We start from the raw sequence: 25,107 nt of genomic DNA on the forward strand, positions 1-25,107 counted from the left end.
GGAGCGGCAACGGCATCGGCCTCCAGGATTTGCAGCAAGGCATCCGTATCGTCGGCCGGAGCCTCCGGCGGCTGCGCCAGGGCAGCGGCAGGCAACAGGGACAGGAGCAGAGCAGTCCAACGCAGGCGGACGGCATCTTTTCGATCAAATATCTGATCGAAATGCCTCTCCACCGCGAAACAGGGGGATTTTCCTGCTTCTCCTGCATGGATTTTGCTTCGCACCAGCTCTCCTCTTATGGTTTTTTTGTACTAACTACGGCGAGGCTCAAGGCCGCGTCCCGATGTGTCGCTATAATCCGGGCAGTCGGCCAATCGCGTATGTAAATTAAGTTACCCGTTCGAAGTCACCTAGGTGACAGTTGATCAAGGTGATGAGCGTACATCGCGAGTTAAAATTCGAGGAGTAGGCCTGTCATGAAAGCGAAAGCGGTGCAGTCCGGCATGCGGGAAGATGCGACGCCTCCAGCCGGCAGGGATGGCAAACAGCGGCTGGGCAATGTCGCCACGCTGGAAGATGCCCGGTGGCAGAAAGACAAGGCGCGCGTGATCGCCGAATGTCCCTGGTTCACCGCACTACCGCAGGAGGCACTGGATTTCCTCGGCCAGCAAGTGCGCCGACGCCATGTGCTCGCCGGCAAGATGATCCTGATTCATGGCTCGGTGAACGACTGCGTATTCGGAATTGTCTCGGGACGCGTGCGCGTCGGCACCAGTTCCGTCGACGGCCAGGAAACCAACCTGGCCGACATCGTCGCTGGCGGCTGGTTCGGTGACTACTCGACCTACGACGACGCTCCCTCGCCGCTGGACTGCGTGGCGCTGGAAGACTCGGTGCTGCTGGTTCTGCCCAATGTGGCACTGCACGAAGCGGGAACCCGCTGGCCGTACCTCTACCGCAACATGCAGCAGGACCTGTTGCAGCGCACCCGCCGGCTGTGCGACCTGATTGAACTGGTGCTGGTGCATCCCCTGGCGGTGCGCATCGCAATCCGCTTGATGGTGCTGTTCCGGGATCACGGTGTGCGGACGGAATCCGGTAGCTGGAAGCTCTCCGTCAAAGTGACGCAGCGCGAACTGGCGACGCTTTGCTACGGCACCCGCCAACACGTGAATCGCGTGCTCAATGCCTGGTCGAAGGAAGGCTTCATCAACCTGCGCAACGACCACATCGAGTGCAGCAACTACAGCCAACTCGTGGCCAAGGCCGGCGAGAGCGGCTTCGCGGTGACCTGATCTCGAACCCGGTTGAACCACCCTGCACATTGACCGGATTGCGCCGGGACGCTGACCCCCCAACAAAAAGGCGCCCCTCGCGGGGCGCCGCCAAGCTTTCCGAACGCCGTGCCCGGAAGCAGGTCACACCCGCAAAATGCCGGCGGGGATTCAGGCAACCTCGAACAGACCGGCCGCACCCATGCCACCGCCAACGCACATCGTCACCACCACGTACTTGACGCCGCGGCGCTTGCCTTCCAGAAGCGCGTGGCCGGTCAGGCGTGTGCCCGAGACGCCGTAAGGGTGCCCCACCGCGATGGCGCCACCGTTGACGTTGAGGCGTTCGTCGGGGATGCCGAGCTTGTCGCGGCAGTACAGCACCTGCACCGCGAAGGCCTCGTTCAGTTCCCACAGGCCGATGTCGGAGACCTTCAGGCCGGTACGCTCCAGCAGGCGGGGGATCGCGAACACGGGACCGATGCCCATCTCGTCGGGCTCGCAGCCGGCGACCGCGAAGCCACGGAAGATGCCCAAGGGTTGCAGGCCACGCTTCTCGGCCAACTTTCCGTCCATGATCACGACGGCAGCGCCGCCATCGGAGAACTGGCTGGCGTTGCCGGCGGTGATGACACCACCCGGCACGGCGGTGCGGATCTGTGACACGCCTTCGAGCGTGGTATCACCGCGGATGCCTTCGTCCTGGGCGACGCTGACTTCCTTGGTGGAGGTGGCGCCGGTGGCTTTTTCGGTGATGCTCATCGTAGTGGTGAGCGGGACGATCTCGTCCTTGAATTTGCCGGCGGCCAGTGCGGCAGCGGCGCGCTGCTGGCTGCGCACTCCGTATTCATCCTGACGATCGCGGCCAATCTTGTAGCGCGCGGCGACGGTTTCGGCCGTCTGCATCATCGGCCAGTAGATTTCCTGCTTGTGTTGATAGACCCAGGGATCGGCGAGATGGTTGGTATTCATCTGGTTCTGCACCAGCGAGATCGACTCGACACCGCCGGCCACCACGATGGGTGCCTTGTCGACCATCACGCGTTGCGCGGCCATCGCGATGGTCTGCAGGCCTGAGGAGCAGAAGCGGTTGACCGTGACGCCGGATGTGGTGACAGGCAGACCTGCGCGGATGGCACACTGGCGCGCGATGTTGACGCCGGTGGCACCCTCGGGATTGGCACACCCCATCAGCACGTCCTCGATCTCGGCCGGATCGATGCCGGCACGGGCCACGGCGTGGTGCACCGCATGTCCGCCCAAGGTGGCACCGTGGGTCATGTTGAAACCGCCCTTCCAGGACTTGGCCAGCGGCGTACGCGCATAGGAAACAATGACAGCGTCGGTCACGAAATGCTCCTTGGGATAGTGATGCGTGCGGCGGCCGCGGACGCGGCCGGTATCGACCCGCAGGACCCTAAGCAGTCGGGCGTGGGCTGGCTGTCACCCATGTGACATGCCCGCTGGCGAGGAGAAACTGCCCGAGGAACTGAAGGACTGATTTCTGGCCGGAAGCCGGTACCTGTGCTTCGGCAATGGAGAAGTGGTTGCGACGTACGGTCCCGGGAAACCGCTCGCTCCGGGCCCAGCTCAGGCCGGGGCGGCGGGATCGATCCGACAGTAGGCTTCCACAGCCACGCGGCGGCAGGTCGCGCCAAGCTTGGCGTAGATATTGCGCCGGTGGAACTTGATGGTGTTGATCGACACCCCTAGCACCGAGGCCGTCTGGCTGGCCGAAAGCGCGCGCATCAGGCAGGCCATTACCTGCTGCTCCCGAGTAGTCAGCGGCTCAATAGGAAATTCCTGAGAATTCATGGACTCGGCTAATCCTGTCGCCTAGATGACTGCGCTGCAGGCCCGCCAGCGCGAGGGTACCCACCTGCTCTCCTGCGCTCCAATTTGATGGCAACGGGGAGATGAGCCACCGAGCGGCCTGACCATTGGCGCCAACCAACGGCAATCGTCGAATATTGGTTGACCGGAGTCGCACAAGACCGACGCTGGGACGACCGCTATCATCGAGGCGGCGCCAGATATCAGGAGGAAAGCATGTTGGTGGAAGAAGACCGGCAACAGTGCCAGAAGTCCCGCATCGTCCGGCAATCGCCCTGGTTTGCCGGACTGCCCGCCGAGGCGCTCGAACAGCTGCAGAACAGCATCCGCCTGCGCAATGTGCATGGCGGACAGATCATCGTCGCGCGTGGCATGCCCCTGGACTCCATTCTTGGCATCGTGTCGGGCCGCATGCGCTTGGGTGCGGTGTCCGCCCGCGGCCAGGAGGTCAATGTCGGCGACCTGATCGCCGGTGGCTGGTTCGGCGACTTCTCGCTTTACGACGACTCGCCGTCGCCACTCGACGGTACGGCGCTCGAGGACTCGGTGCTGGCGGTGATTCCACACCGCGTGGTCCACGAGGTCGGCAGGCGCTTTCCGATAATCTACCGCGAGATGCATCGCGACCTGCTGGTACGCACGCGCAACCTTTGCGACCTGTTCGAACTGGTGGCGGCGCATCCGTTGGCGGTGCGCTTGGCGATCCGGCTTCTGGTCCTGTTTCAGGAACACGGAAAGGCCATCGGCAATCATTCGAGCAAGCTGACCGTGCGCATCACCCAGGGAGAACTGGCCACCCTCTGCTACGGCACGCGCCAGCACATCAACCGCCTTCTCTGCAGCTGGTCGGAGGAGGGTTTCATCAGCATCCGCAATGACTACATCGAGTGCAGCGATTTCCGCCGTCTGGTCGCGAAGGCCAGCCTCAGCGGTTTCGCCGTTACCTGACCGGGCAGCGATCAGGGCACGCCGCCATCGACGCGCAGCAGCGCACCCGTGGTGAAACTGGAGGCTTGCGAAGCGAAGTACAGGGCGGCCCCCGCGATCTCCGAGGGCTGCCCCGCGCGCTTGAGGAACAAGGGGTCGGCCATGGTCCGCTGGAACTCGTCGGGGTCCCAGCCAGCGAACACATCGGTGGCGAATGGCCCCGCAAGGATGGCGTTGACACGCACCTTGGGCCCCAGCGCCTTGGCAAAGCCCTCGGTGAGGGAGTTGAGCCCGGCCTTGGCCGCCGCGTAATGCAACAGCATCGCCGTAGGCCGGATCGACGAGGCCGAGGAGATGTTGATGATCGATCCGCCAGCACCTGCCGCCATTCGCGTGCCGACCAGGGCCATCAAGCGGAACGGTGCCTTGAGATTCAGGTCAATGACGCTGTCGATCAGCGACTCACTGACCGACTCGAGGTTCGGATAGGCTGGCGAGTTGCCCGCATTGTTGACCAGGATATCTACCTGTCCGAAGCGCTCATAGGCGGCTTCGACCAAAGCCTGGCACTGCGACCAGTCCTTGACGTTGATGCCCAGCGGCAACACCTGCACGCCATGCGCCTGCTCCAGTTCGCGCGCCACCGCCACACAGGCTTCAAGCTTGCGGCTGGCGATCACCAGGTTGGTGCCCTGGCTGGCGAAGGCGGTGGCGATAGCCTTGCCCAAGCCGCGGCTGCCACCGGTGATCAGCGCAGTCTTGCCGCGCAGGTCGAAGAGCGCGTCCGCTATTGTCACTCTAGCGCCACCGAGCGTTGGAAGGCCGGACGGGCCTTGAGGCGTGCCAGATAAGCCTTGACCTGCGGAGAGTAATCGTCGCTGATGCGCAGGATTTCTCCCAGGTACAGCGCAAAGCCGATCGCAATGTCGGCGATGGTAAAGCGATTGTCGCAAAGGAAGTCGCGGCTCTCCAGCTGCGAGTCCAGCAGGCGCAAGCGTGCCAGGTACCACTTTCGGTAGTCGGCAGCGGCCTGCGGCAGTCGCCGCTCCTCGGGCTCCAGCAGCGTGTAGCGCAGATAGATCGTCTGCGGGAAAGTCAACGTGGCATCGCTATGGAACAGCCAGTTCAGATAATTTCCGAACTCGGGGTGGCCGGGCTCCAGGCCGAGGTCGTATCGGCGGTATTTGTCGATCAGGTAGAGGCAGATGCCCGAGGACTCGGTCATGCGTGCATCGCCGTCCGCGAAGTACGGCACTGTGCCCAGAACATTGACGCCGAGATAACCCTTGTGGAGGTAACGCGGGGGAAACGGCATCACCTCGAGATCGTAAGGCATGCCCAATTCCTCCAGAGTCCAGAGCGGCCGGAGCGAGCGTGAATCCTTGCAGTGCCAGAGTTTCATCGGTGCCTGTCACGAGAGAGGTATATGAGCCAAATCTTCTCCTCTGCACAGCGCGATGGATGTCACCTTGGTGACAAAATCCCGGCACCTGTGCCGATGCTCTGCCTCGGCACGCCGCTGCACCTGTTCGACAGCGGATACCAGTTCTTCATCCGTGCCTTGCCCCAACCCGGCTATTGGAAAAGTGGGCCGGCAGCCATCCCCGACTGCCGGCCCTAGGGAAACTCAAACGCGCTCGATGATGATGGCCGGCGCCATTCCACCCCCGGTACACATCGTCGCCAGGCCAGTCGCCTTGCCCTGGCGCTCCATCTCGTCGAGCAGGGCGCCGATGATGATCGCGCCGGTTGCCCCTATCGGATGGCCCAGGGCAATGGCACCGCCGTTGACATTGACCCTGAGCGGATCGAGTTCGAGGTCGCGCATGAACTTGAGGGCGACGACGGCGAAGGCCTCGTTGATTTCGAACAGGTCGATATCCCGGGCCGACATGCCGGCCTTCTTCAGCACCGCGCGGCCGGCCGCGGCCGGCGCGTTGAGCATCAGCTCGGGCTCGCAGGCGCCGTTGGCGATTGCGCGCACGCGGGCGCGCTTCTTCAGGCCGTGAGCCTCGGCGTATTCCGACGAGGCCAGCAACAGCGCCGCGGCACCGTCAACCACGCCGGAGGAATTGCCGGCGTGGTGCACGTGCTCCACCTGCAAGCCTGGCCAGCGCTGCTGCACCATCTGCCGCGCCGTGATGTTCTCGTCATAGAAGGGGGCGTCGTAGAGCTGGGCGAAGGAGGGCTTGAGCTGCGCCAGGACCTCGGCAGTGGTTTCCGGGCGCAGAAAGTCCTCGCGATCCAGGGCCACCGAGCCATTGTCGTTCAGCACCGGCACGAGGCTCCGAGCGAAGCGGCCTTCCTTGACAGCCAGACCGGCGCGCTTCTGACTTTCCAGCGCCAGGGCGTCGAGCTCGGCGCGGCTGTAGCCGCCCTGTGCCGCGATGACGTCGGCGCAGACACCCTGATGCGGGGTGGGATACATCCGACGCAATTGCGGGTTGTCCGAGTCGATCAGGTACATCGGGTAACCGTTGATGGCCAGGGTGGCGTGATAGGACATCATTTCAACGCCGCCGCCGACCACGAGTTCCTGCATGCCCGACATGATGGCCATGGCGGCGGCATTGACGGCGGTGAGGCTGGAGCCGCAGTAGCGGTCGACGGTATAGGCGGTGGCCTCCCGCGACCACCCCGCCAGCAGCGTGGCCGAGCGAGCGATGCATAGGCCCTGCTTGCCGGCCTGCGTGCCGCAGCCGACGATGACGTCATCGATGTCGGCCGTGTTCAGGGAATTGCGCGCGGCAACGCCGGCCAGCACCGTGGCCAGCAGGTGCTGCGGATGCAGGTGTGCCAGCTTACCCTTGCCGATCTTGCCGGCGCTGCGCGGCGTGCGGACGGCATCGACGATCCAGGCTTCTTTCATGGGTTTCTCCTGTGGTCAGGCGGGCTTGTACAGGGTAACGACCACGCCGCCGGGAACCCCGATGTTGTGCTGCAGCGCGACCCGGGCACCTTCCACCTGTCGCACGCCGGCTTCGCCGCGCAACTGAGTGACCAATTCGTTGCACTGTGCCAAGCCCGTGGCGCCGATCGGGTGGCCCTTGGACATCAGGCCGCCGGAGGGATTGACCACGTACTTGCCACCGTAGGTGACATTGCCACTGTCCACCAGCCGTGTAGCGCCGCCCGGCTCGCAGAGGCCCAAGGCCTCGTAGGTGATGACCTCGTTGGGCGTGAAGCAGTCATGCAGTTCGATCACGTCGACGTCTTCGGGGCCGATGCCGGCGGCCGCGCAGGCCTTTTCACGGGCGCTTCGGGCCAGGTTGAAACCCACCACGTCGCGCGCGGTACGATAGGTGGCGGGGGTATCCGAGGCCATCCCCTGCCCCGCAATCTCCACCAAGCGCGAGATACCCTTGCGCGCGGCGAATTCACGGCTAACCAATACGGCGGCGGCGCCCCCACAGGTGGGCGGGCAGCACATCAGCTTGGTGAGGTGCTCACCGTAGACCACTGGCGCCGCCATTACCTCTTCGACGCTCAGTTCCTTGGTGAACAGCGAATAGGGATTGCGGACGGCATGGCGGCGCGTCTTCACCGCCACCTTGGCGAACAGGTCGGGCCTGGCGCCGTACTCTTCCAGGTACTCGAAGCCGGCACTGCCGAACATCACCAGCGCGGGCGCGCCCATGGTGGTCTGCGGGCGATTCTCGAACAACGACTTGAAGTGCAGGTCGCCAGGGCCAACGCGGTCGTCCCAATGGGCGCCCAGAGCGCCCGGGCGCATCTCCTCGAACCCGAAGGCAAGGACGCAGTCGGCACCGGCCTCCACCGCTTGCCGTGCCAGGAACAGCGCGCTGGAGCCGGAACTGCAGTTGTTGTTGACGTTGAACACGGGGACGTCGGTGACGCCGGCATTGAACAATGCGCGCTGGCCGCAAGCGGAGTCGCCATAGATGTAGCTGGCGTAGGCCTGCTGCACGTCGGACAGTTCCAGTCCGGCGTCCTTGAGCGCGGCCAGCACGGCCTTGGCGCCCATGTCAGCGTAGCTCTCGCTGGCGCCTGGCTTGGAGAACTTCACCATGCCAACGCCACCCACGTATGCCTTGCGACTCATGTTGCTGCTCCGGTGGAAGCCTGGCACAGGGCCAGGCGGTCGATCTTGCCGGAGGCGATACGGGGCAGCGCCTCGTCACGGATCTCGATCTGCTTGGGAATCTTGCAGGGCGCCAGGCGCGAGGCGCGGAATTGGCGCAGCTCCTGCGGAGCAAGCCCGGCGCCCGGCCGGGGCTCCAGCACGGCCGAGACCTCCCCGCCCATGCTTGCGATCCTGTCGGTATCACTCATGCTGCGGCGGCCCGGGTTCTTGTTCTACCCGGATGCTAGGGAAATGCGGCCAACGCAACTGTCACCCAGGTGACATGGCTGGGCCGGCCAGAATTCTCAAGCGCGGGAAGCGTCAAAAAGCTGCCCAGGCACTGGCCCAGGGTGGCGTCACCATCGAGCTTGATACTGACGGTGGTGCAAGCGGTCAGGCCGCTTATTTCACCTTTGAACAGCGCAATGAGATCGGCGGGCGAGGCAGCCAGGATCAGGGGGATGCACCTGCGACAGCCTGACGGCGGGCAGTCTCCGCGTCGACGAACTTGACCCAGGTGGTGGCGCTGTTGGCCAGGGTCTCGGTGGTGCGGTAGTCGTTGGCAAGGTCACGGCCCTGCTCGGCAAGACCGTCTACCCGCTTCTGCGAGTCCCCCTGTGCCGCCAGCCACTGTTCGCCGGCCTGCTTCACCTCGCCGAGATTGGCGGCCTGTGCCGGCAACAGGGTGGACATCGAAGCGATGAATAAGACAACTGCGGCCTTACAACGACACATCTGCCTCATCTCCCCCAGGCGTTGCCACCTGTGCACTTGTGAGGGGCTCCTGGACGGAGCCTCGTGGAAGGGTCATCGAACGACACCCCTGATTTTGTGAATGCTTGCAAAGCCACGGCGATAGTCGCTGGGCACACTCACCGGCCAGACCATTCCCGTCGCAACTGCGACGCCCAAGAGGCGACACAATTGCGACGGGAACGCCGTCAGATGCCGTACTGGCGTGCCGCCAGGTCGAGCATGATCTCAGCGGATCCGCCGCCGATGGCCTGCACCTTGGTCTCGCGGTACAGGCGCTCCACCGGGTTGTCGCGCATGAAGCCATGTCCGCCGAGGATCTGCATCGCCTCGTTGGCGCAGAACTCGAAAGTCTCCGAAGCCTTGACCTTCAACAGCGCGGTCTCGGCAACCGGCATCTTCCCCTCGCGGTGGCCAATCGTAGCCAGCGTGTAGACCATGGTCTCCAGCCCCGTGATCTCCAGCATCATGCGCGCCAGCTTGTGGCGGATGACCTGATGGTCGGCCAGGCGCTTGCCGAAGGTCTTGCGCTGCTTGGCATAGTCGCGGGCGTATTCGTAGCAGATCTTGCTGTAGCCCAGGCAGCCGGCCGCCATGCCGGTACGCTCGCCATTGAAGTTGGCCATGGCGTAAAGGAAGCCCTGATTCTCGGGGCCGATGCGGTTGGCCACAGGTACGCGTACATTGTCGAAGTACAGCGTGGCGGTATCGGACATCCACCAGCCCATCTTCTTCAGAGGAGTGCGCGAGAACCCCGGCAGGTCGGTGGGGATCACCAGCAGCGAGATGCCGCCCATGCCATCGCCTCCAGTACGCACGGCAGTGGTCACCCAGTCGGCGCGCATGCCGGAGGTGATGAAGGTCTTGGATCCGTTGACGACATAGTAGTCGCCGTCACGCACCGCACGGGTCTTCAGCGCCGCCACGTCGGATCCGCCGCCCGGTTCGGTCACGCCCAGGGCGATGAACTTCTCGCCGCGCAGTACTGCCGGCGCGATCTCCTGCTTGAGCGCCTCGCTAGCGCCTGCGAGCACCGGTGGCAAGCCGATACCGTGCGTCATCAGGCCAGCCGGCAGGCCACCAGCGCCACTGCGTGAGATTTCCTCGGCGAGGATGATCTGGTAGTACGGATCGGCGCAAGGAATGCCGCCATATTCCTCCGGGTAACCCAGCTGCAGGATGCCGACTTCGGCCGCCTTCTTGTGCAGATCGCTGGGGAACAAGCCTTCCTCGTCCCACTTGGCAACGTTGGGCACGATTTCGGTCTGCACGAAACGGCGGATCTGGTCGCGGTAGGCATCGTGCTCCGCGGTGAGTCCTGGATATTTGAATTGCATGGATGGGCTCGCTGTTGATGGACGAATGCGGGATGCCGTCGCGCCGCGCGGACCGGCACGGAATGTCCCTGCACGCATCATTGCCTTTACTGCTATCCCGCTCCTGTCACCTAGGCGACAGCCCTTGCGGGTCGCGGACTCCAGCATCGGCCCTGTCGTCTACAAAGCCTGCGGCTTGGCCGCTTGCATACGCTTCAGGAGATGCTTCGTTGAGCGCAGAGTCCACTCACAACCGGGTGCTGGGACGCGGCCTGCTGTTCGCCTTCGCACTACCGGCGATAATGCAGGGCTTCACGCATGCGCCCGAGGCCATGGTCCAGGGCATCTATGCCAAGCACGCCGGCGTATCGCTCGAAGCCCTGGCCACCGCCCTGCTGCTGACCCGGCTGTTCGACGGCCTCACTTATCCCCTGATCGGTTACCTGTCCGATCGCACCGCGCGTCGCACCGGTAGCCGAAAGCCATGGATCGTGGTGGGCACGGTGGTGACGGTAACCGGCCTGTGGTTTCTCTATCGGCCGCCGCAGGCAGTTACCAGCGGCTGGTTCCTATGCTGGTTCATGGTCACCTACCTCGGCTGGAAACTCACCGAGATTCCCTACAGCGCCTGGTCGGTGGCACTGAGCAGCGACTATGTGCAGCGCTCGCGCATACAGGTCTGGCGGGGGCTGGCGATGCTGATCGGCTCCTTCGTGTTCTACCTCGTACCCTATATGGCCAAGGCCCTGGGTCTGAGCGACACCACCGAACTGAACCTGCAGAACATGGCGCTCGTGGGAGTGGTGGTGCTGGTACTGGTGCCGGCGATGAACCTCTACTCCCTGTGGTGCGTGCCTGACGGCGAATTGCCCCCGCCCCCTCCGGTCGCCGCCGCAGAAAGCTGGCGCAACAGCTGGCGCGTGGTGTGGCATGCCGTCGCCCGCAACAAGCCGATGATCCACTTCCTGGCGGCCTTTGTGCCAGCCACCTTTCTGGCCGGCATGGCCACGGGGGCCTCCTACCTGCTCATCGACAGCTATCTGGGCCTGGGCAAGCAGTTACCGGGCATCATGTTGGTGGCTATCCCGCTGTCGGTGATCTCGGTGCCGTTCTGGGGCTGGCTGGGAACTCGCTACGAGCGCCACCACACCTGGTCGGTTGCCCTCGGTGCAATGTCGCTGTCCTATGCCTGCCTGGCCCTGCTGCCACGCGGCGAAGCCGGCCATACACCTCTGATCGTCATCTATGCAGCGGTGGTGTTCTGCCTGACCAGCATCATGGTGATCGCTCCGGCGATGGTCGGCGACATCGCCGATCACGGGCGGCTGCAATCCGGCGAGGACCGCGCCGGCATCTATATCGCGATCATCGCGTTCGTCACCAAGTCCCTGGGGGGCGTCGCCGCGGCCCTGGCCCTGGCCCTGGTCGGCTGGTTCGGTTTCGACGCCAAGGCCACGGAACAGACCGCCTCCGGTACCTTCGGGATCAAGCTGGTGTCAATCTACCTGCCGGCGCTCGGACTGGGCATCGCCTCGCTGCTGATCTGGGGCTTCCCCATCACGCGTCGGCAGCAGGAGGCGACCGCTGCGGCGCTGCGGGAACGCGATGCCAGGAACGCCGCAGCCGCTACGGCCACGGCTCAGGGAACGACGACGGGAACGACGGCCGGCAACAGCTGAGGCCGCGGCATTGGAGTCGCCTGGCGCGCAGCGAGGATCGCTGCGAGGGCACGCTGCCGCAGTGGCTCGGCGGGCGTTGGCGTCGAGCAGGCGCTGCAGATCTTCCATGATCGGGCCTAGAAGGCGCCCTGTCCGGCGACCAGATCGAGCATGATCTCGGCCGAACCGCCGCCGACTTCCTCCCAGGCCGGGGTGGCAGGCGTAATCTCGCTCTGCACGAAGTGACGAGCCTGTTTACGGAAGGCTTCGTGTTCCGGGGTCAGCCCGGCATGGGACGGGGGCATGGGGATTCCGTGGTTCAGGCGTCGAGCAGGCTCAGCGGAATGTCCATCCGCAACGCGCGCAGGTATTCGCCTAAGCTCTTGGCCTGGGCATCGAGGCGGGTCGAGGCGGCGACGCCTTCGCCGAGCAAGCCCTTGAAGACGAAATTCAGCGAGCGGATATTGGCCAGCGCATGGCGCTCCACGCGGTACTCGCGGGCTTCGGGCATCAGCTCTGCCAGCTTGCCGACCGTGAGATTCTGCTCCAGCCAAGCGTAAGCGGCGTCATTGCGCGCCCAAACGCCGAGGTTGGCATTGCCGGCCTTGTCGCCGGAGCGAGCGCCAAAGATGCGGCCCAGGGCCTCCTCGCGAGTGTCGCCACCAGGTACGGGCGGCAACGCCGGGCGCAGCGGCTCGATCGCCGCATGCCGGGTGGTAGCCGGTGCGCAGGACACCTGCGTGACCTCGCCATCGACGTCCACCACCTGGGTCAGGCGCGCAGCTGGCATCAGCGTCGGCCAACAGACGCCGTACATCTGCGAGCTGCCGGGTAGTGCATAGAGGCCCGGGTAGCTGGCCAGCCCGAGCTCGACGTTCTTGCGGAACAGTTCCGCGCCGACGAGGTTGGCATCCTGGTCCTTGACCGTGATGCGCAGCGTTGCGGTGTGCTCCTCGTTGCTGTTGGGATCGGCCAGGTTGCCGCGAATCAGCTCGACCCTGGACTCGGCGAAGCTGTCGCGGCCCCTGGGGAACTGGCGCCAGAGACTGCGCGTATAGAGGTCGGCCTTCTCCTCCAGGTCCAAGCCGGTCAGGGCCATGGCGACCACGGTGCGGGTGCCGCCGACGTAGTTCATGCAGACCTTGAGCGTCTCGGGCGGCGCCTCGCCACGCACGCCGGCGATGCGCACGCGATCGGGGCCGTCCTGGACTACGGTCATGGTGTCGAAGCGCGCGACGGCATCCGGGTTCAGGTAGGCCGGCGCACCGATCTCGTAGAGCAGCTGCGCCGTGACCGTGCCCACCGACACCAGGCCGCCGTGACCGGCATGCTTGGTGATTACGCTGGAGCCGTCAGCGGCGATCTCGGCAATCGGGAAGCCCGGATACTCCAGCCCTGGCACCTCCTTGAAGAAGGCATAGTTGCCACCTGTGGCCTGGGCGCCGCACTCGATCACGTGGCCCGCGACGATGGCACCGGCGATGGCGTCGTAGTCCTCACGCCGCCAGCCGTGATACCAGGCCGCCGGCCCCGCCACCACGGCCGCGTCCGTCGTGCGGCCGGTGATGACGATGTCGGCGCCGCGGTTCAGTGCATCGACGATGCCCCAGCCACCGAGGTAGGCATTGGCGGTGAGGACCTGGCGCTCACCGAGCGGCTCCCCCGTGTCCATATTGCGGAAGTCCAGGCCTTCGCTGCGCAACTGCGGCAGTTCCGCCAACAGGTTGTCCCCGCCGACCCAGGCGATCTTCGGCTTCAGGCCCAGTTCGTCAGCAACCTTGCGCACGGCAGCGGCGCAGCCCTCGGGATTGAGGCCGCCGGCATTGGCAACGACCTTGATGCCCTTCTCCAGGCAGGTCGCCATGACCTGCTGCATCTGCTTGACGAAAGTCTTGGCATAGCCGCCCTGGGGCTCCTTCATACGATCCTTGGCCAGGATCAGCATGGTCAGCTCCGCCAGCCAGTCGCCGGTCAGCACGTCGATCGGGCCGCCCTCCACCATTTCGCGGGCCGCCGCCAGACGGTCGCCGTAGAAACCGGAACAGTTGGCGATGCGGACAGGCCGCTTCGCGCTCATGCCGCCTTCTCCGCACCGGCGTCTTCCTCGATGACCACCAGCAGGTCGCCGGCGCCCACCTGGTCGCCCTTGGTGACGCGCACCTCGGTGACCTTGCCGGCACCCGGCGCCAGAATGCTGTGCTCCATCTTCATGGCCTCCATGATCGCCAGCAGCTGGCCAGCGGCGACGCGGTCGCCAACCTTGACCTCGACCAGGATCACTTGACCCGGCATCGGCGCGGTGAGGCCGCCCGCGACGTCCTCGGCTTCGCTGCCGTCGCGAAAGCGCGGGACCAGGTACAGCGTCAGGTCGCCGCGGGGGCCATGCACCCACCACTGGCGACCGTGCCGGTGTACCGTGGTGCGCGTGCGGCGCCCGTCGAGCACATACTCCAGCGCATGTCCCTGCACCGCCATCACCCGGGCGCTGGACACCTGGCCCAGTACCTCGAAGCGGAAGGACCCGTCACGCTGCCTGCGGTACTCGGCAACGATCTCGCGCTCGCCGTAAGTGAAGCGCAGGCGCTCGGGCGGCATGCGGCCGATACGGAATCCGCTCGGCAGGCTGGCCAGCACGCGCGCCTCGTCGCGGTTCCGGGCTTGGGTGTGAAGCGCAGCGGCGATAGCCGCTTCGCGCAGCTCGACATCATCAGGCTGGCGACCACGCGGCGGATTGACCTCATTGATGAAACCCGTGGTGGTATCGCCGGCCAGGAAGCGCTCGTGCCGTAACGTGGCCACCAGGAAATCCCGATTGGTGGTCAGGCCCTGGACGCGCATGCGCTCCAGCACCAGCGCCAGGCTGCGAGCCGCCTCGGCGCGCGTCGGCCGATGCACGATGATCTTGGCCATCATCGGGTCGAACAGCGTGCCGACGTGGCTGCCAGTCTCGACGCCGCTGTCGAAACGCGCCGGCGGGCTGGCCGGCATCTCCCAGGCCAACACGTCGCCGCTGGCCGGCAGGAAATCGTTCTGCGGATCCTCGGCGTAGATGCGCGCCTCAATGGCGTGGCCGGTGAGCGTCAGCGAATCCTGCGAGAAGGACAGCGGCTCGCCCTGGGCGACACGAATCTGCTCGCGCACCAGGTCAACGCCGGTTATGGCCTCCGTGACCGGGTGCTCCACCTGCAGGCGGGTATTGATTTCGAGGAAGAAGAATTCCCCGCTGGCGTCGAGCAGGAATTCGACCGTACCGGCGTTGTCGTAGGCAATGGCCTGCACCGCCCGCACCGCTGCGGCACCCATGCGTGCGCGCAATTCCGGGTTGACCGCGGAGGACGGCGCTTCCTCTATCACCTTTTGGTGACGGCGCTGGATCGAACACTCGCGCTCGAAGCAATGCACCAGCGTGCCATGCTTGTCGCCGATCACCTGAATCTCGACGTGGCGCGCGCCCTCAACGTAGCGCTCGAGAAACACCGTGGGGTCGCCGAAGGCCGAGGCGGCCTCGCGTCGGGCGCCGGCGACCGCCGCGGCCAACTCGCCCTTGCCGCGCACGATGCGCATGCCCTTGCCGCCGCCACCGGCCGCCGCCTTGACCAGCGCCGGGAACCCGACCTTCCTGGCCGCGGCATCGAGATCGGACTTCTCGTCCAGCTCGACGGAATGCAGCACCGGCACGCCGATCTTCGCCATCAGGTTCTTGGCGGCGAGCTTGTCGCCCATCGCAGCGATGGCCTCGGGCGGCGGACCGATCCACACCAGACCGGCGTCGATCACAGCCTGGGCAAAGTGGGCTCGCTCGGACAGGAAGCCGTAACCCGGGTGGATGGCGTCGGCACCGCTGGCTTTGGCGGCCGCCAGCACTTTGGCGACGTCGAGATAGGTCTCGGCCGCGGTGCGACCGTTCAGCGCCCAGGCCTCGTCGGCCTCGCGCACAAAAGGCTCGTTGACATCGCCGTCGGCGTAGACGGCGACGGTGTGGATGCCCATCCTCGAAGCGGTGCGCATCACGCGGCGAGCGATCTCGCCGCGGTTGGCCACCAGCAGACGCTTGATGTACTGGATCTTGTTCATGTTCAGAACCGGAATACGCCGTAGTTGTCGGTGCCCTTGACCTCATTGGAGTGGCAAGCGGACAGTGCCATGCCGAGAGCGTCGCGGGTGTCGCGGGGGTCGATGATGCCGTCGTCCCTCATGCGGCCGGTTGCGTACTTGGCCAGCGAGGTGTACTCCTGGATGGCCTCTGTGGCTGCGACGATCTTGGCCTCGGCCTCCTCGTCCACAACCTGTCCTGCACGCACCGCTTGGCCGCGGCGCACGATCGACATCACACCGGCGATCTGCTTCGGACCCATAACCGCGATCTTTGCGGTAGGCCACAAGAACAGGAAGCGCGTATCGAAGCTGCGGCCGCTCATGCCGTAGTTGCCGGCGCCATAGCTGGCACCGATGATTACCGACAGGTGCGGCACGGTACTGTTGGACACCGCATTGATCATCTGGCTGCCCTTCTTGACGATGCCGGCCTCCTCGTATTGCTTTCCAACCATGTAGCCGGTGATGTTGTGCAGGAAGATCAACGGGATGTGGCGGGCGTTACAAAGCGTAATGAACTGCGTGGACTTCTCGGCGGTCTGCGGGAAGATCGGACCGTTGTTGCCGAGAATCCCCACCGGGTAGCCATGGATGTGGGCCCAGCCGCAAACCATGGTCGGCGCATAGACCGGCTTGAATTCCTCGAACTCGCTGCCGTCAACGACGCGAGCGATGACCTCGCGGATGTCCACGGCCGCCTTGAGATCCCTGGGCACGATCCCCAGCAGTTCCTCGGTGTCATGCACCGGCGAACGCGAAGGCTGGCGCGGACCGTAGCCTTTCTTGTCCCAGTTGAGGTGATGGATGACATCGCGCGCCATGCCCATCCCCTCGGTCTCATTCTCGGCCAGGTAATCGCAGAGACCGCTCCTGGTGGCGTGCATTTCGGCGCCGCCCAGCTCCTCGGCACTGGCCACCTCGCCGGTAGCCACCTTCAGCAACGGTGGGCCTGCCAGGAATACCTGGGCCCCACCCTTGACGAAGATGTTGTACTCGGACAAACCCGGCATGTACGCGCCGCCGGCGGTGGAGTTTCCGCAGACCACCGACACTGTCGGGATGCCGAGCTTGGACAGTTCGGTGATGGCATAGAAGATGTGGCCGGAATCGCCGAAATGGCTCAGCTCTGCCTTCAGCGCCAACTGAGGATCGATGCCCTCGGCGCCGCGGCGCAAGTCGCCACCGGAAGACTCGACGATCTGTATGAAGGGCATGCGGTTCTGCCGCGCCACCTTCAGGCTGTACATGATCTTGGCACCGGAGACCGGCGTCATCGCGCCACCCATGTCGGTGGGATCGTTGGCAAAGATCACGCATTCCACGCCAGAGACGACGCCGATACCCATCATGGCGCCACCGCCGTCCTTGTAGAGGGTCAGGTGACCCGCCAGCGGGCTCAACTCGAGGAAAGGCGTGTCGGGATCGAGCAGCAGGGCAACGCGCTCGCGCATCGTCAGCTTGCCGCTGGCGATGTGGCGGGCGATTGCCTTTTCGCCACCGCCCAAGGCGGCCTTGTCGAGGAGATCATCCAGCTCGGACAGCATGGACAACATGTCCTTGCGGTTCTGCTGGTACGCAGGCAAACGGGCATCTAGACGGCTCGCGAGTACGGGCATGGCGGGGTCTTGGTTCGTGGTAGGAAGGCTCAGGCGTCCGCGGGGACCCAGGGCGCCGGGCTGCGGTTGCGGAAAGCAGCGATGCCGTCGGCGGCCTCTGGCGCGCGGAACAGACCCATCGACAGCTCGGCGGTCCATTCGAAGGCAGCCTTGCGGTCCATGTGCGGCACGCGCACCACCAGCTGCTTGCAGGCGGCCAGCGCATTGGGGCCACCACGCACCAGCTTGTCGATAAGCTCTGCCAGACGTGAGTCCAGCAAGTAGGCCGGAACCGCATAGTTGATCAGGCCGATCTCGGCCGCGCGCGTGGCGGTGATCTTTTCGCCGGACAGGAACAGCTCCATGGCGTCGGCATGGCGCAGCTTGGGGAGACAGACCACCGAGATGATTGCCGGGGCCACACCGATGCGAACCTCGGTGAATCCAAGCTTGACGTCATCACCGGCGATCGACAGGTCACAAGCGGCGGCAAGACCAACGCCACCCCCCATGCAATGGCCCGCGATACGCGCCACCACCGGCTTGGGCGACTGCTGGATCATGTCCAGAACCTGCACCAGTGAGTAGCGCGGAACTCTCTGGTTGGCGCTCTTGAGATCGGCACCGGCGCAGAACGTGCCGCCCTCGTTGGTCAGCACCATCATGCGGACCTCCGGATCCGCTCCGGCGCGCTCGATGTTCTCGCCAAGGGAGTCCAGCAGTTCCGCGCTGAGCGCGTTCATGTTGTTGGGGCGGTTCAGCGTGAGGGTAGCGACGCCGCGGGCGACGGCGTACAGCGTGGCTGTTTCTTCGGTCATGTTCTTCTCCTTAGCGCGGGGCCATGCGGATGGCGCCATCGAGGCGGATGCACTCGCCATTGAGGTAGCCGTTACGGGCTATTTCGAGCACCAGGGAGGCATATTCGGGTGGCTCGCCCAGGCGCTTGGGGAAGGGCACCGAAGCAGCCAGGCCGGCACGTACGACTTCGGCCGTGCTGAGCATCAGCGGCGTGTTGAAGGTACCCGGCAGGATGGTGTTGACGCGGATGCCCTCGCTGGACAGATCGCGGGCGATCGGCAGGGTCATGCCGGTGATCGCTGCCTTGGAGGCGGTGTAGGCCGCCTGGCCGATCTGACCGTCCTCAGCGGCGACCGAGGCCGTGCTGATGATCACGCCGCGCTCGCCGTTCTCCAGCGGTTCCATCGCGGCCATGCCAGCGGCGGCGCGCGTGATGCAGCGGAAGCTGCCGACTGTGTTGAGCATCAGCACCCAGGCAAAGGCATCGCTGGGGAAGGGCTTGATCTCGCCGGTCTTCTTGTCCCGGGCGATCGTCTTGTGCGGGTAGCCACTGCCCGCGCAGTTGACCAGGATGCGCTCCTGGCCGTGAGCCTCGCGTGCCTGTGCAAACCCCGCCTCGACCCCGGGGTCGGACATGACATCGACCTTGCAGAAGACACCACCGATCTCGCCGGCGACCTGGTTTCCCCGGCTTTCGTTGATGTCGAAGATCGCAACCTTCACACCCTGCGAAGCCAGCGCACGCGCGGTAGCCTCGCCGAGGCCGGAGGCACCGCCGGTGACCACGGCGGCAATGCTCGAATCGAGCTTCATGAACGTTTTCCCCTTGGGGTTTTAGTGCGCCGACGCCGCAGTGGCGCGGGCGAGCTGCTTGGTGACCGGCTCCGAGCCGTTGATGTAGACCTTCTGCCCCACCGTATCGGAGATGCGCTCGAAAGCGATGGCAACCTGCTCCGGCGTCTGCTGCGAAGGCGCCAGGAAAACGCCCTCGGTTTCGTAGATCAGCGTGCGCGAATAGCAACCTGCGCCAGCGCCGAGGATGGTGCGCGAGGGCGCGTCTTCGCTGACCAGGTAGACCAGTCCGGCGGTGACTGCGGCCGGTTGCAGCAGGTCTGTCGCCTGGGCGGGGAGACCCAGGTCCTCGGTCATGCGCGTCAGGGCGGTGGGCGCCAGGGCGTTGACACGAATGCCGTTCTTCGCGCCCTCAAGATGCAGCGTGTTCATCAGACCGACCAGGCCCATCTTGGCGGCGCTGTAATTGGCCTGTCCGAAGTTGCCGTAGAGGCCACTGGCCGAGGTGGTCATGACGATGCGACCGTAGCCCTGCTCGCGCATGATGCTCCACACTGCTTTGCTGCAGATGGCGGCGCCATTGAGGTGCACGTCGATCACGAGGCGGAAGTCCTCGACCTCCATTTTTGCGAAGGACTTGTCACGCAGAATGCCGGCGTTGTTGATCAGGATGTCGACGCGGCCCCATTTTTCCACGGCCGCCGCGACCATGGCGGCTACCTCATCGGGGCGGGTGACGTTGGCGCGATTAGCGATGGCTTCGCCGCCGGCCGCGACGATCTCCTGGGCCACATTCTCTGCTGCGCTTTGCCCTGCCCCGGTGCCGTCGCGTGCACCGCCCAGATCGTTGATTACCACCTTGGCGCCACGGGCCGCCAGGGCCAGCGCGTGCGAACGGCCGAGGCCGTTACCGGCGCCGGTCACGATGGCGACACGGTTGTCGAATCGAATCGTCATGTCGGAAATCCCCTTGCTGGAATGGACACAACTTTCTCTGTCGGCGCGCTCCAGCGCTGTCACCTAGATGACAAGAATTATCAGGAGGGCGGAAATCCTTGCGAAATCAGTCCGCAAGCCGCAGCAACAAGACCAACAGCGGGGCAGCGACGACGACGCGGGCGAGCCAGCGGCGCTGCTCGCGGACCGCAGCTGGTTCAACAACAGGTCGCGCGCAGGCTTGGCCGAGGGCGATGCGCTTGTCAGCAACAAGGGAGCGCAGGCGGAGCGCGCTGATATGCCGCTGGGCAGTCCCAGCGGCCTGTATCGTTCGGCCGGCGGGTTTCAGACGATGCCGCTACCGCCGGCGCCCGCCACCGACGGACGCTCTGAGGCTTTCTGCTTGCGGTAGCCAGACGCGCGGTAGCAGGCGATGGGGTCCAGCGCGCCGCCGCTGCGCAGGCGAGCCATGTCCAGGATCGGCGTGACGTCGGTGTTGTAGGCCCGCTTGAGCGTCCGCGCCGACATCAGCGCGTCATCGTCCGACTGGTAGCCGAGTAGCGCCCGACGGTCCACCAGCGAGGCCTGCACGTAGGCTCGCTGCACTTCGATGGCACTGCCAATCAGGCTCTCGATGGGATCTGTCACATTGTGCGACTGGTCCAGCATGTACGCCGGCTGGAAACGCCCGCTCTCGCGCAATTCCGCATCGACCAGTTCGTTGAAAACCAGGAACAGCTGAAAAGGATTGATACTGCCCGAGTCGAGGTCGTCGTCACCATACTTGCTGTCGTTGAAATGGAAACCTGCCAGTTTCTTGAACTGCACCAGGCGCGCCACAATCATCTCGATGTTCGTATTCGGGGCATGGTGGCCAAGATCGACCAGGCACTTGGCCTTTGGCCCCAATTCGTTGGCGCAAGCAAAGCTGGTGCCCCAGTCGGCGACTGTGGTGGCATAGAACGAAGGCTCGAACAGCTTGTGTTCGATGAACAGCAGCCATTCGTCCGGCAGCTTGGCGTATATCTCCCACATGCTGCCGAGATAGCGTTCCAGCGCCTGGCGCAGGTTGTGCTGACCGGGAAAATTTGCGCCGTCGCCGATCCACACGGTCAGTGCGCGTGATCCCAGCTGCTGGCCAAGGCGAATACACTCGATATTGTGCTCGATGGCCTGCTGGCGCACCGAAAGGTTGTTGTGCGTCAGGCTACCGTGCTTATAGGAATAGGGTTGCTGCGCCGCATCCTGGAAAGTATTGGAGTTGACCGCGTCGAATCCCAGACCGAAGACCACCGCCTGCTCGCGCAAGGCTGCGACGTCCGAAGGACGGTCCCAGGGAAAATGCAGGGACACGGTCGGCGTGACTCGCGACAGCTGCTGGATCGTGTAGCAATCCTCGAGCTTCTCGTGGACCCCGCGCGGTTCGCCCTGACCGGGGAAGCGTGCAAAGCGCGTACCGCCAGTACCGACACCCCAGCTCGGCACCGCCAGCGCGAAGGCCTGTGCCCGCTGGGTCAGAGCCTCGATGTCGATGCCCTGACGGGCCAGCCGCAACCCAAGTGCCTCGTAGTCGCGCGCGAGGTCGGCCTCCAGGGCGCGATTCGAATCGGCAATGAATTCGGCGGAAATCTGGAAAGACATGCACTGCTCCTGGCCCTAACGCGTGAACGAGGACGCGTTGCCGGCGTCCACATTGATGATATTGCCGGTCGACTTGCTGGACAGGTCGCTGGCGAAGAAGAACACCGCTTCGGCGATATCTTCAGGATAAACACTGCGCTTGAGCATGCTGCGCTGTCGATAGAACTCTTCGATGTTGTCCACATCGATCTTGTTGCTGGCGGCTCGCTCCTCCTTCCACTTGCCGTCCCAAATGCGTGAACCGCGGATCACTGCGTCCGGATTGACCACATTGACGCGAATACCGTGGGGAGCACCCTCCAGAGCAAGGCAGCGCGCCAGATGCAACTCAGCCGCCTTGGCAGTGCAATAGGCTGCGGCACCAGCGGAGGCGGCCAGGGCGTTCTTGCTGCCGACGAAGATCATGCTGCCGCCGCTGCGCTGGGCCAGCATCACCCGGTACGCAGCTCGGCTGACCAGAAAGTAGCCGGTCGCCAGCACCTCGATGTTGGTGTTCCAGACACTCAGGCTGGTGTCCTCGAAGGCTGCCGCAGAAGCAATGCCGGCATTGGAGACCAGGATGTCGATGCCGCCATAGGCCAACACCACCTGCTGCAGCGCAGCATCGACGACTTCCTCGCGTGTCACGTCGGTCAGCACACCGATCACACTGTCGCCGCCGAACTTGGCCTTCATGGCCGCCGCGACCTCGTCCAGAGCCGCCTGGTCGCGGTCCGCCAGCACCACGCAGGCCCCCTCGGACAGCAGCTGTCGCGCCACCGACTGGCCAATGCCGCCGGCCGCACCGGTCACCAGGGCCATCCGCCCCGCCAAGCTCTTGGGCTTGGGCATGCGCTGCAGCTTGGCCTCCTCGAGCAGCCAGTACTCGATGTCGAAGGCCTCCTGCTCCGGCAGGCCGACATAGCGGTCAGCTCGCTCGGCTTCGCGCATCACATTGATCGCGTTGATGTAGAACTCGCCAGCGATACGCGCCGTCGCCTTGTCGCGGGCGAAGGTCAGCATGCCCACGCCGGGGATCAGAAAGACCACCGGGTTCGGGTCACGCATCGCCGGACTGTCCGGGCGCTTGCAGCGCTCGTAGTAGGCTGTGTAGTCGGCGCGGTAGGCTTCCAGCGCGCTGTCGAGGCTGGCGATCAGGGCTGGCACGTCTGGCTGGTCCGGATCGAAATCCAGCACCAGTGGACGGATCTTGGTGCGCAGGAAATGGTCCGGGCAGGAGGTACCGAGTTGAGCCAGTGCCTGCAACTGCCGACCGCCGACGAACTCCAGCACGATGGCACTATCGTCGAAGTGGCCAAGCTTGCATTCACGGGCGCTGATCTTGCCGCGCAGCACCGGTGCCAGTTGGGCCACCAGCTTCTCGCGCTCTGGACGCGGCAGCGTCGGCCGAGCCACGCCGCCGAAGGCTGCCTTGTCGCCATTGGCGGCGAGCCAGTCGTTCGCCTTGCGGATGATGCGCAAGGTGGTCTCGTAGCACTCACGCGAGGATTGGCCCCAGGTAAACAGGCCGTGGGCTTCCAGCACGAGGCCCTTGAGCTGCGGATTGGCGCGAGCCACCTCGCCCAGCTTCCGGCCCAGGTCGAAGCCCGGACGTTGCCAGGGTAACCAGCCGATCTCGCCGCCGAAAATCTTCTCGGTCAACCCGCGGCTGTCCTGGCTGGCCGCGATCGCGATGACCGCGTCGGGGTGCATGTGATCGACGTCGGAGTAGGGGATGAAGGCATGCAACGGGGTATCGATGCTGGCCGCGCGCGGGTTGAGGTTGAAGGTGCAATGCGGCAGGTAGCCCACCATCTCATCCTCATGGGCAAGTCCGCGATAGCGCTGCTGCAGCTGAGCCAGTTTGTCCATGTACAAGCTGGCAAGGCCTTCCAGTTTCATGCTGCCCAGGTCGCCGCCCGAACCCTTGACCCATAGCACTTCCGTATCCGCACCGGTCAGCGGATCGGCCATGCGCACCTTGCTGGAGGTATTGCCGCCGCCGAAGTTGGTGATGCGCTTGTCGCTGCCGAGCAGGTTTGAACGGTAAACCAATAATTCGGCTCCGCTCATGCCCGCGGCGCGGGCTTCATCCCACAGCGACAGCAGCGGTGGATCCTTGGGTGCATTCATCTGTATGAGCCTTGCCATCTGGTGTAGCGAATAGAAGACCGCGAGCCGGCGCGAAACGCCGGCCGCGGAAGGACGCGAACATGGGCAACCCTGACGAGAAAGGGGCGGCCAGCCTGGAGGAGAATGTTCGCGGCATAAAAAGTATTAGAAGGAGAATCCGGCACCGACGTAGGCGCCATACTGCTTCTCGCCCACTGGCGGCCGCTCGTCGGTGGCTTCCACCGAGAACTGCGCGGCAGAGCTGTTGAGCACAGTGCCAACGTTGGCGTAGAGGAAGACGTTCTCCGCCAGGTAGTACTCGCCGCCGCCAGTGATCAGGTTGGCGCTGCCGCCGCCTTCATTGAGCGAAATATGGAACCAGGCGCCGCGCAGCACCAGCGAGGAGCTCGCCTGGTAGCTGGCGCCGATCCAGCCGTGCGTGGCCTCGGTCGGGAACAGCGAGGTGCCGTCGGTGCTCGGCACCGAGCGCGGGTTCTCCGGATCGGCGTCGGAAGCGCGCATAAACTCCACGCCGCCGAACAGCTTCAGGCGCTCCAGAGTCCAGGTACCTCCAAGGATCAGTTCCTCGGAGGAACTGAAGACGTTGGAGTAGCCGCCGATCTCGTCGCGGACCACGTCATAGATGGCGCGCAGCTCGACGCCGCTTTCGGGGTCTGCGAACAACAGGGACGCGCCGGAGCGGCTGTTGTTGGCCACTGACTCGGCATCGCCGCCAAAGGCATGCTGCAGGCCCAACTGGAAGCCCGCATAGACCGGACTGCGATATTCCACCATCTGGTCGGCGCCCGGCCAGACGCGGCCGCGCGATAGCGTCGAGGTGGACATGAACTCATGGATCATCGGATCGATGTTGTATACATCGTTGCTGATGAACAGGTTTTTTCCCGCCACCAGCATGCCGTAGTTATCGCTCTCCAGGCCGACGAAGGCGCGGCGATTGAAGAAGCCGTCGCCGTTGAATTTGCCGTTGACGGCGTCGAAGCCAGTCTCCAGCAGCATGACGCCTTTCAGACCCGGGCGGATCTGCATGGAACCCTTGATGCCGAACAGGCTGGTGCCCCATTGGTTGCCGCCGCCGCGCAGCTGCGTGCCGGTGCCGGCTTCCTCTCCCCCGCTGTCGCGGGCCAGGTCGACGTTGCTCACCAGGTCGACGCCCGCGTCCACACGGCCATACACCTCCACCTTGTAGCCACCCGTATTGATCATCTCGACCGCAGCCTCGCTGACGGCGCTATGCGCCAGCACGGGCAGCAGTAGCATCCAAACCTTCGACTTATTCATAGCATTCCCCTCTTTCCCAGTCCTTTTGCGTTTTTCAGGCACAGCAGCCCCCGGCCGTGGCTCGTCGGCTTT

At 64.7% G+C, this 25,107-nt stretch carries 23 protein-coding genes; 4 read left to right on the forward strand and 19 right to left on the reverse strand.

All coding sequences use genetic code 11. From position 1 onward, the window contains the following. The first annotated feature begins 416 nt into the window (after positions 1 to 416). Positions 417 to 1,235: a Crp/Fnr family transcriptional regulator gene (locus D0B54_RS18685; protein ID WP_117293023.1), complete on the forward strand. Its 819-nt coding sequence runs from the start codon at positions 417 to 419 to the stop codon at positions 1,233 to 1,235. Positions 1,236 to 1,385: 150 nt separating this feature from the next. Here the strand turns inward: D0B54_RS18685 and D0B54_RS18690 are convergent, their stop codons facing one another. Both D0B54_RS18690 and D0B54_RS18695 read right to left on the reverse strand, forming a co-directional pair. Next, the gene (locus D0B54_RS18690; protein WP_117293025.1) at positions 1,386 to 2,564 is read right to left on the reverse strand and encodes an acetyl-CoA C-acyltransferase; all 1,179 of its coding nucleotides are present in this window, start codon (positions 2,562 to 2,564) and stop codon (positions 1,386 to 1,388) included. Between the two features lie 240 nt (positions 2,565 to 2,804). Beyond that, positions 2,805 to 3,029: a helix-turn-helix domain-containing protein gene (locus D0B54_RS18695; protein ID WP_117293027.1), complete on the reverse strand. Its 225-nt coding sequence runs from the start codon at positions 3,027 to 3,029 to the stop codon at positions 2,805 to 2,807. A gap of 240 nt (positions 3,030 to 3,269) precedes the next feature. Between D0B54_RS18695 and D0B54_RS18700 the strand changes: the two genes are divergently transcribed. Continuing rightward, a complete protein-coding gene (locus D0B54_RS18700; RefSeq protein WP_240433653.1) occupies positions 3,270 to 3,995 on the forward strand; it encodes a Crp/Fnr family transcriptional regulator in 726 nt (241 codons plus the stop codon). 11 nt (positions 3,996 to 4,006) lie between these two features. Here D0B54_RS18700 and D0B54_RS18705 read toward each other — a convergent pair whose 3' ends face one another. Then, positions 4,007 to 4,771 carry an SDR family NAD(P)-dependent oxidoreductase gene (locus D0B54_RS18705; protein WP_117293031.1) on the reverse strand — a complete coding sequence of 255 codons (765 nt, stop codon included), beginning with the start codon at positions 4,769 to 4,771 and terminating at the stop codon, positions 4,007 to 4,009. Beyond that, positions 4,768 to 5,376, reverse strand: coding sequence for a glutathione S-transferase family protein (locus tag D0B54_RS18710; RefSeq protein WP_117293033.1), 609 nt, complete (start codon positions 5,374 to 5,376; stop codon positions 4,768 to 4,770). The genes D0B54_RS18705 and D0B54_RS18710 overlap by 4 nt, the downstream gene beginning before the upstream one ends. Positions 5,377 to 5,400: 24 nt before the next feature. On the opposite strand from D0B54_RS18710, the gene D0B54_RS24435 reads away from it, so the two are divergent. Beyond that, on the forward strand, positions 5,401 to 5,595 hold the full coding sequence (locus tag D0B54_RS24435; protein WP_162932555.1) for a hypothetical protein: 195 nt from the start codon (positions 5,401 to 5,403) through the stop codon (positions 5,593 to 5,595). A 6-nt stretch (positions 5,596 to 5,601) separates the two neighbouring features. Here D0B54_RS24435 and D0B54_RS18715 read toward each other — a convergent pair whose 3' ends face one another. From D0B54_RS18715 to D0B54_RS18735, 5 genes are all read right to left on the reverse strand, one after another. Further along, positions 5,602 to 6,843, reverse strand: coding sequence for an acetyl-CoA C-acetyltransferase (locus D0B54_RS18715; protein WP_117293035.1), 1,242 nt, complete (start codon positions 6,841 to 6,843; stop codon positions 5,602 to 5,604). Positions 6,844 to 6,858: 15 nt separating this feature from the next. Beyond that, positions 6,859 to 8,037 carry a thiolase C-terminal domain-containing protein gene (locus D0B54_RS18720; protein ID WP_117293037.1) on the reverse strand — a complete coding sequence of 393 codons (1,179 nt, stop codon included), beginning with the start codon at positions 8,035 to 8,037 and terminating at the stop codon, positions 6,859 to 6,861. After that, complete coding sequence (locus D0B54_RS18725) at positions 8,034 to 8,240, reverse strand: hypothetical protein (RefSeq protein WP_117293039.1); 207 nt, start codon at positions 8,238 to 8,240, stop codon at positions 8,034 to 8,036. Before D0B54_RS18725 ends, D0B54_RS18720 begins: the two co-directional genes overlap by 4 nt. Before the next feature lie 271 nt (positions 8,241 to 8,511). Beyond that, positions 8,512 to 8,751 (reverse strand): DUF3450 domain-containing protein, encoded by a 240-nt coding sequence (locus D0B54_RS18730; protein WP_162932556.1) that lies wholly within the window; start codon positions 8,749 to 8,751, stop codon positions 8,512 to 8,514. 248 nt (positions 8,752 to 8,999) lie between these two features. Beyond that, positions 9,000 to 10,148: an acyl-CoA dehydrogenase family protein gene (locus D0B54_RS18735; RefSeq protein ID WP_117293043.1), complete on the reverse strand. Its 1,149-nt coding sequence runs from the start codon at positions 10,146 to 10,148 to the stop codon at positions 9,000 to 9,002. A 209-nt stretch (positions 10,149 to 10,357) separates the two neighbouring features. Here D0B54_RS18735 and D0B54_RS18740 point away from each other — a divergent pair, with 209 nt between their 5' ends. Continuing rightward, positions 10,358 to 11,806 carry an MFS transporter gene (locus D0B54_RS18740; RefSeq protein ID WP_162932557.1) on the forward strand — a complete coding sequence of 483 codons (1,449 nt, stop codon included), beginning with the start codon at positions 10,358 to 10,360 and terminating at the stop codon, positions 11,804 to 11,806. Positions 11,807 to 11,922: 116 nt separating this feature from the next. Here D0B54_RS18740 and D0B54_RS24440 read toward each other — a convergent pair whose 3' ends face one another. The 10 genes from D0B54_RS24440 to D0B54_RS18785 all read right to left on the reverse strand — a co-directional run bounded on the left by D0B54_RS24440 (position 11,923) and on the right by D0B54_RS18785 (position 25,014). Then, complete coding sequence (locus D0B54_RS24440; protein WP_162932558.1) at positions 11,923 to 12,090, reverse strand: acyl-CoA dehydrogenase family protein; 168 nt, start codon at positions 12,088 to 12,090, stop codon at positions 11,923 to 11,925. A 14-nt stretch (positions 12,091 to 12,104) separates the two neighbouring features. After that, complete coding sequence (locus tag D0B54_RS18745) at positions 12,105 to 13,862, reverse strand: acyclic terpene utilization AtuA family protein (protein ID WP_117293047.1); 1,758 nt, start codon at positions 13,860 to 13,862, stop codon at positions 12,105 to 12,107. Continuing rightward, a complete protein-coding gene (locus tag D0B54_RS18750; RefSeq protein ID WP_117293049.1) occupies positions 13,859 to 15,859 on the reverse strand; it encodes an acetyl/propionyl/methylcrotonyl-CoA carboxylase subunit alpha in 2,001 nt (666 codons plus the stop codon). The genes D0B54_RS18745 and D0B54_RS18750 overlap by 4 nt, the downstream gene beginning before the upstream one ends. 2 nt (positions 15,860 to 15,861) lie before the next feature. Then, positions 15,862 to 17,496: an acyl-CoA carboxylase subunit beta gene (locus D0B54_RS18755; RefSeq protein WP_117293051.1), complete on the reverse strand. Its 1,635-nt coding sequence runs from the start codon at positions 17,494 to 17,496 to the stop codon at positions 15,862 to 15,864. A 29-nt stretch (positions 17,497 to 17,525) separates the two neighbouring features. Then, positions 17,526 to 18,293, reverse strand: a complete 768-nt coding sequence (locus tag D0B54_RS18760) for an enoyl-CoA hydratase/isomerase family protein (protein ID WP_162932559.1) — start codon at positions 18,291 to 18,293, stop codon at positions 17,526 to 17,528. A gap of 10 nt (positions 18,294 to 18,303) precedes the next feature. Continuing rightward, entirely contained in the window at positions 18,304 to 19,086 is a 783-nt protein-coding gene (locus D0B54_RS18765) for an SDR family NAD(P)-dependent oxidoreductase (RefSeq protein ID WP_117293055.1), read from the reverse strand. A 21-nt stretch (positions 19,087 to 19,107) separates the two neighbouring features. After that, on the reverse strand, positions 19,108 to 20,022 hold the full coding sequence (locus D0B54_RS18770; RefSeq protein ID WP_117293057.1) for an SDR family NAD(P)-dependent oxidoreductase: 915 nt from the start codon (positions 20,020 to 20,022) through the stop codon (positions 19,108 to 19,110). Between the two features lie 324 nt (positions 20,023 to 20,346). Further along, positions 20,347 to 21,642, reverse strand: coding sequence for an L-rhamnose catabolism isomerase (gene rhaI / locus D0B54_RS18775; RefSeq protein WP_117293058.1), 1,296 nt, complete (start codon positions 21,640 to 21,642; stop codon positions 20,347 to 20,349). Positions 21,643 to 21,657: 15 nt separating this feature from the next. Then, a complete protein-coding gene (locus tag D0B54_RS18780) occupies positions 21,658 to 23,754 on the reverse strand; it encodes a bifunctional rhamnulose-1-phosphate aldolase/short-chain dehydrogenase (RefSeq protein WP_117293060.1) in 2,097 nt (698 codons plus the stop codon). 144 nt (positions 23,755 to 23,898) lie between these two features. Further along, positions 23,899 to 25,014 (reverse strand): porin, encoded by a 1,116-nt coding sequence (locus D0B54_RS18785; RefSeq protein WP_162932560.1) that lies wholly within the window; start codon positions 25,012 to 25,014, stop codon positions 23,899 to 23,901. Between the last annotated feature and the right edge of the window lie 93 nt (positions 25,015 to 25,107).

It is taken from the genome of Solimonas sp. K1W22B-7 (genome assembly GCF_003428335.1).
GTDB lineage: Bacteria > Pseudomonadota > Gammaproteobacteria > Nevskiales > Nevskiaceae > Solimonas_A.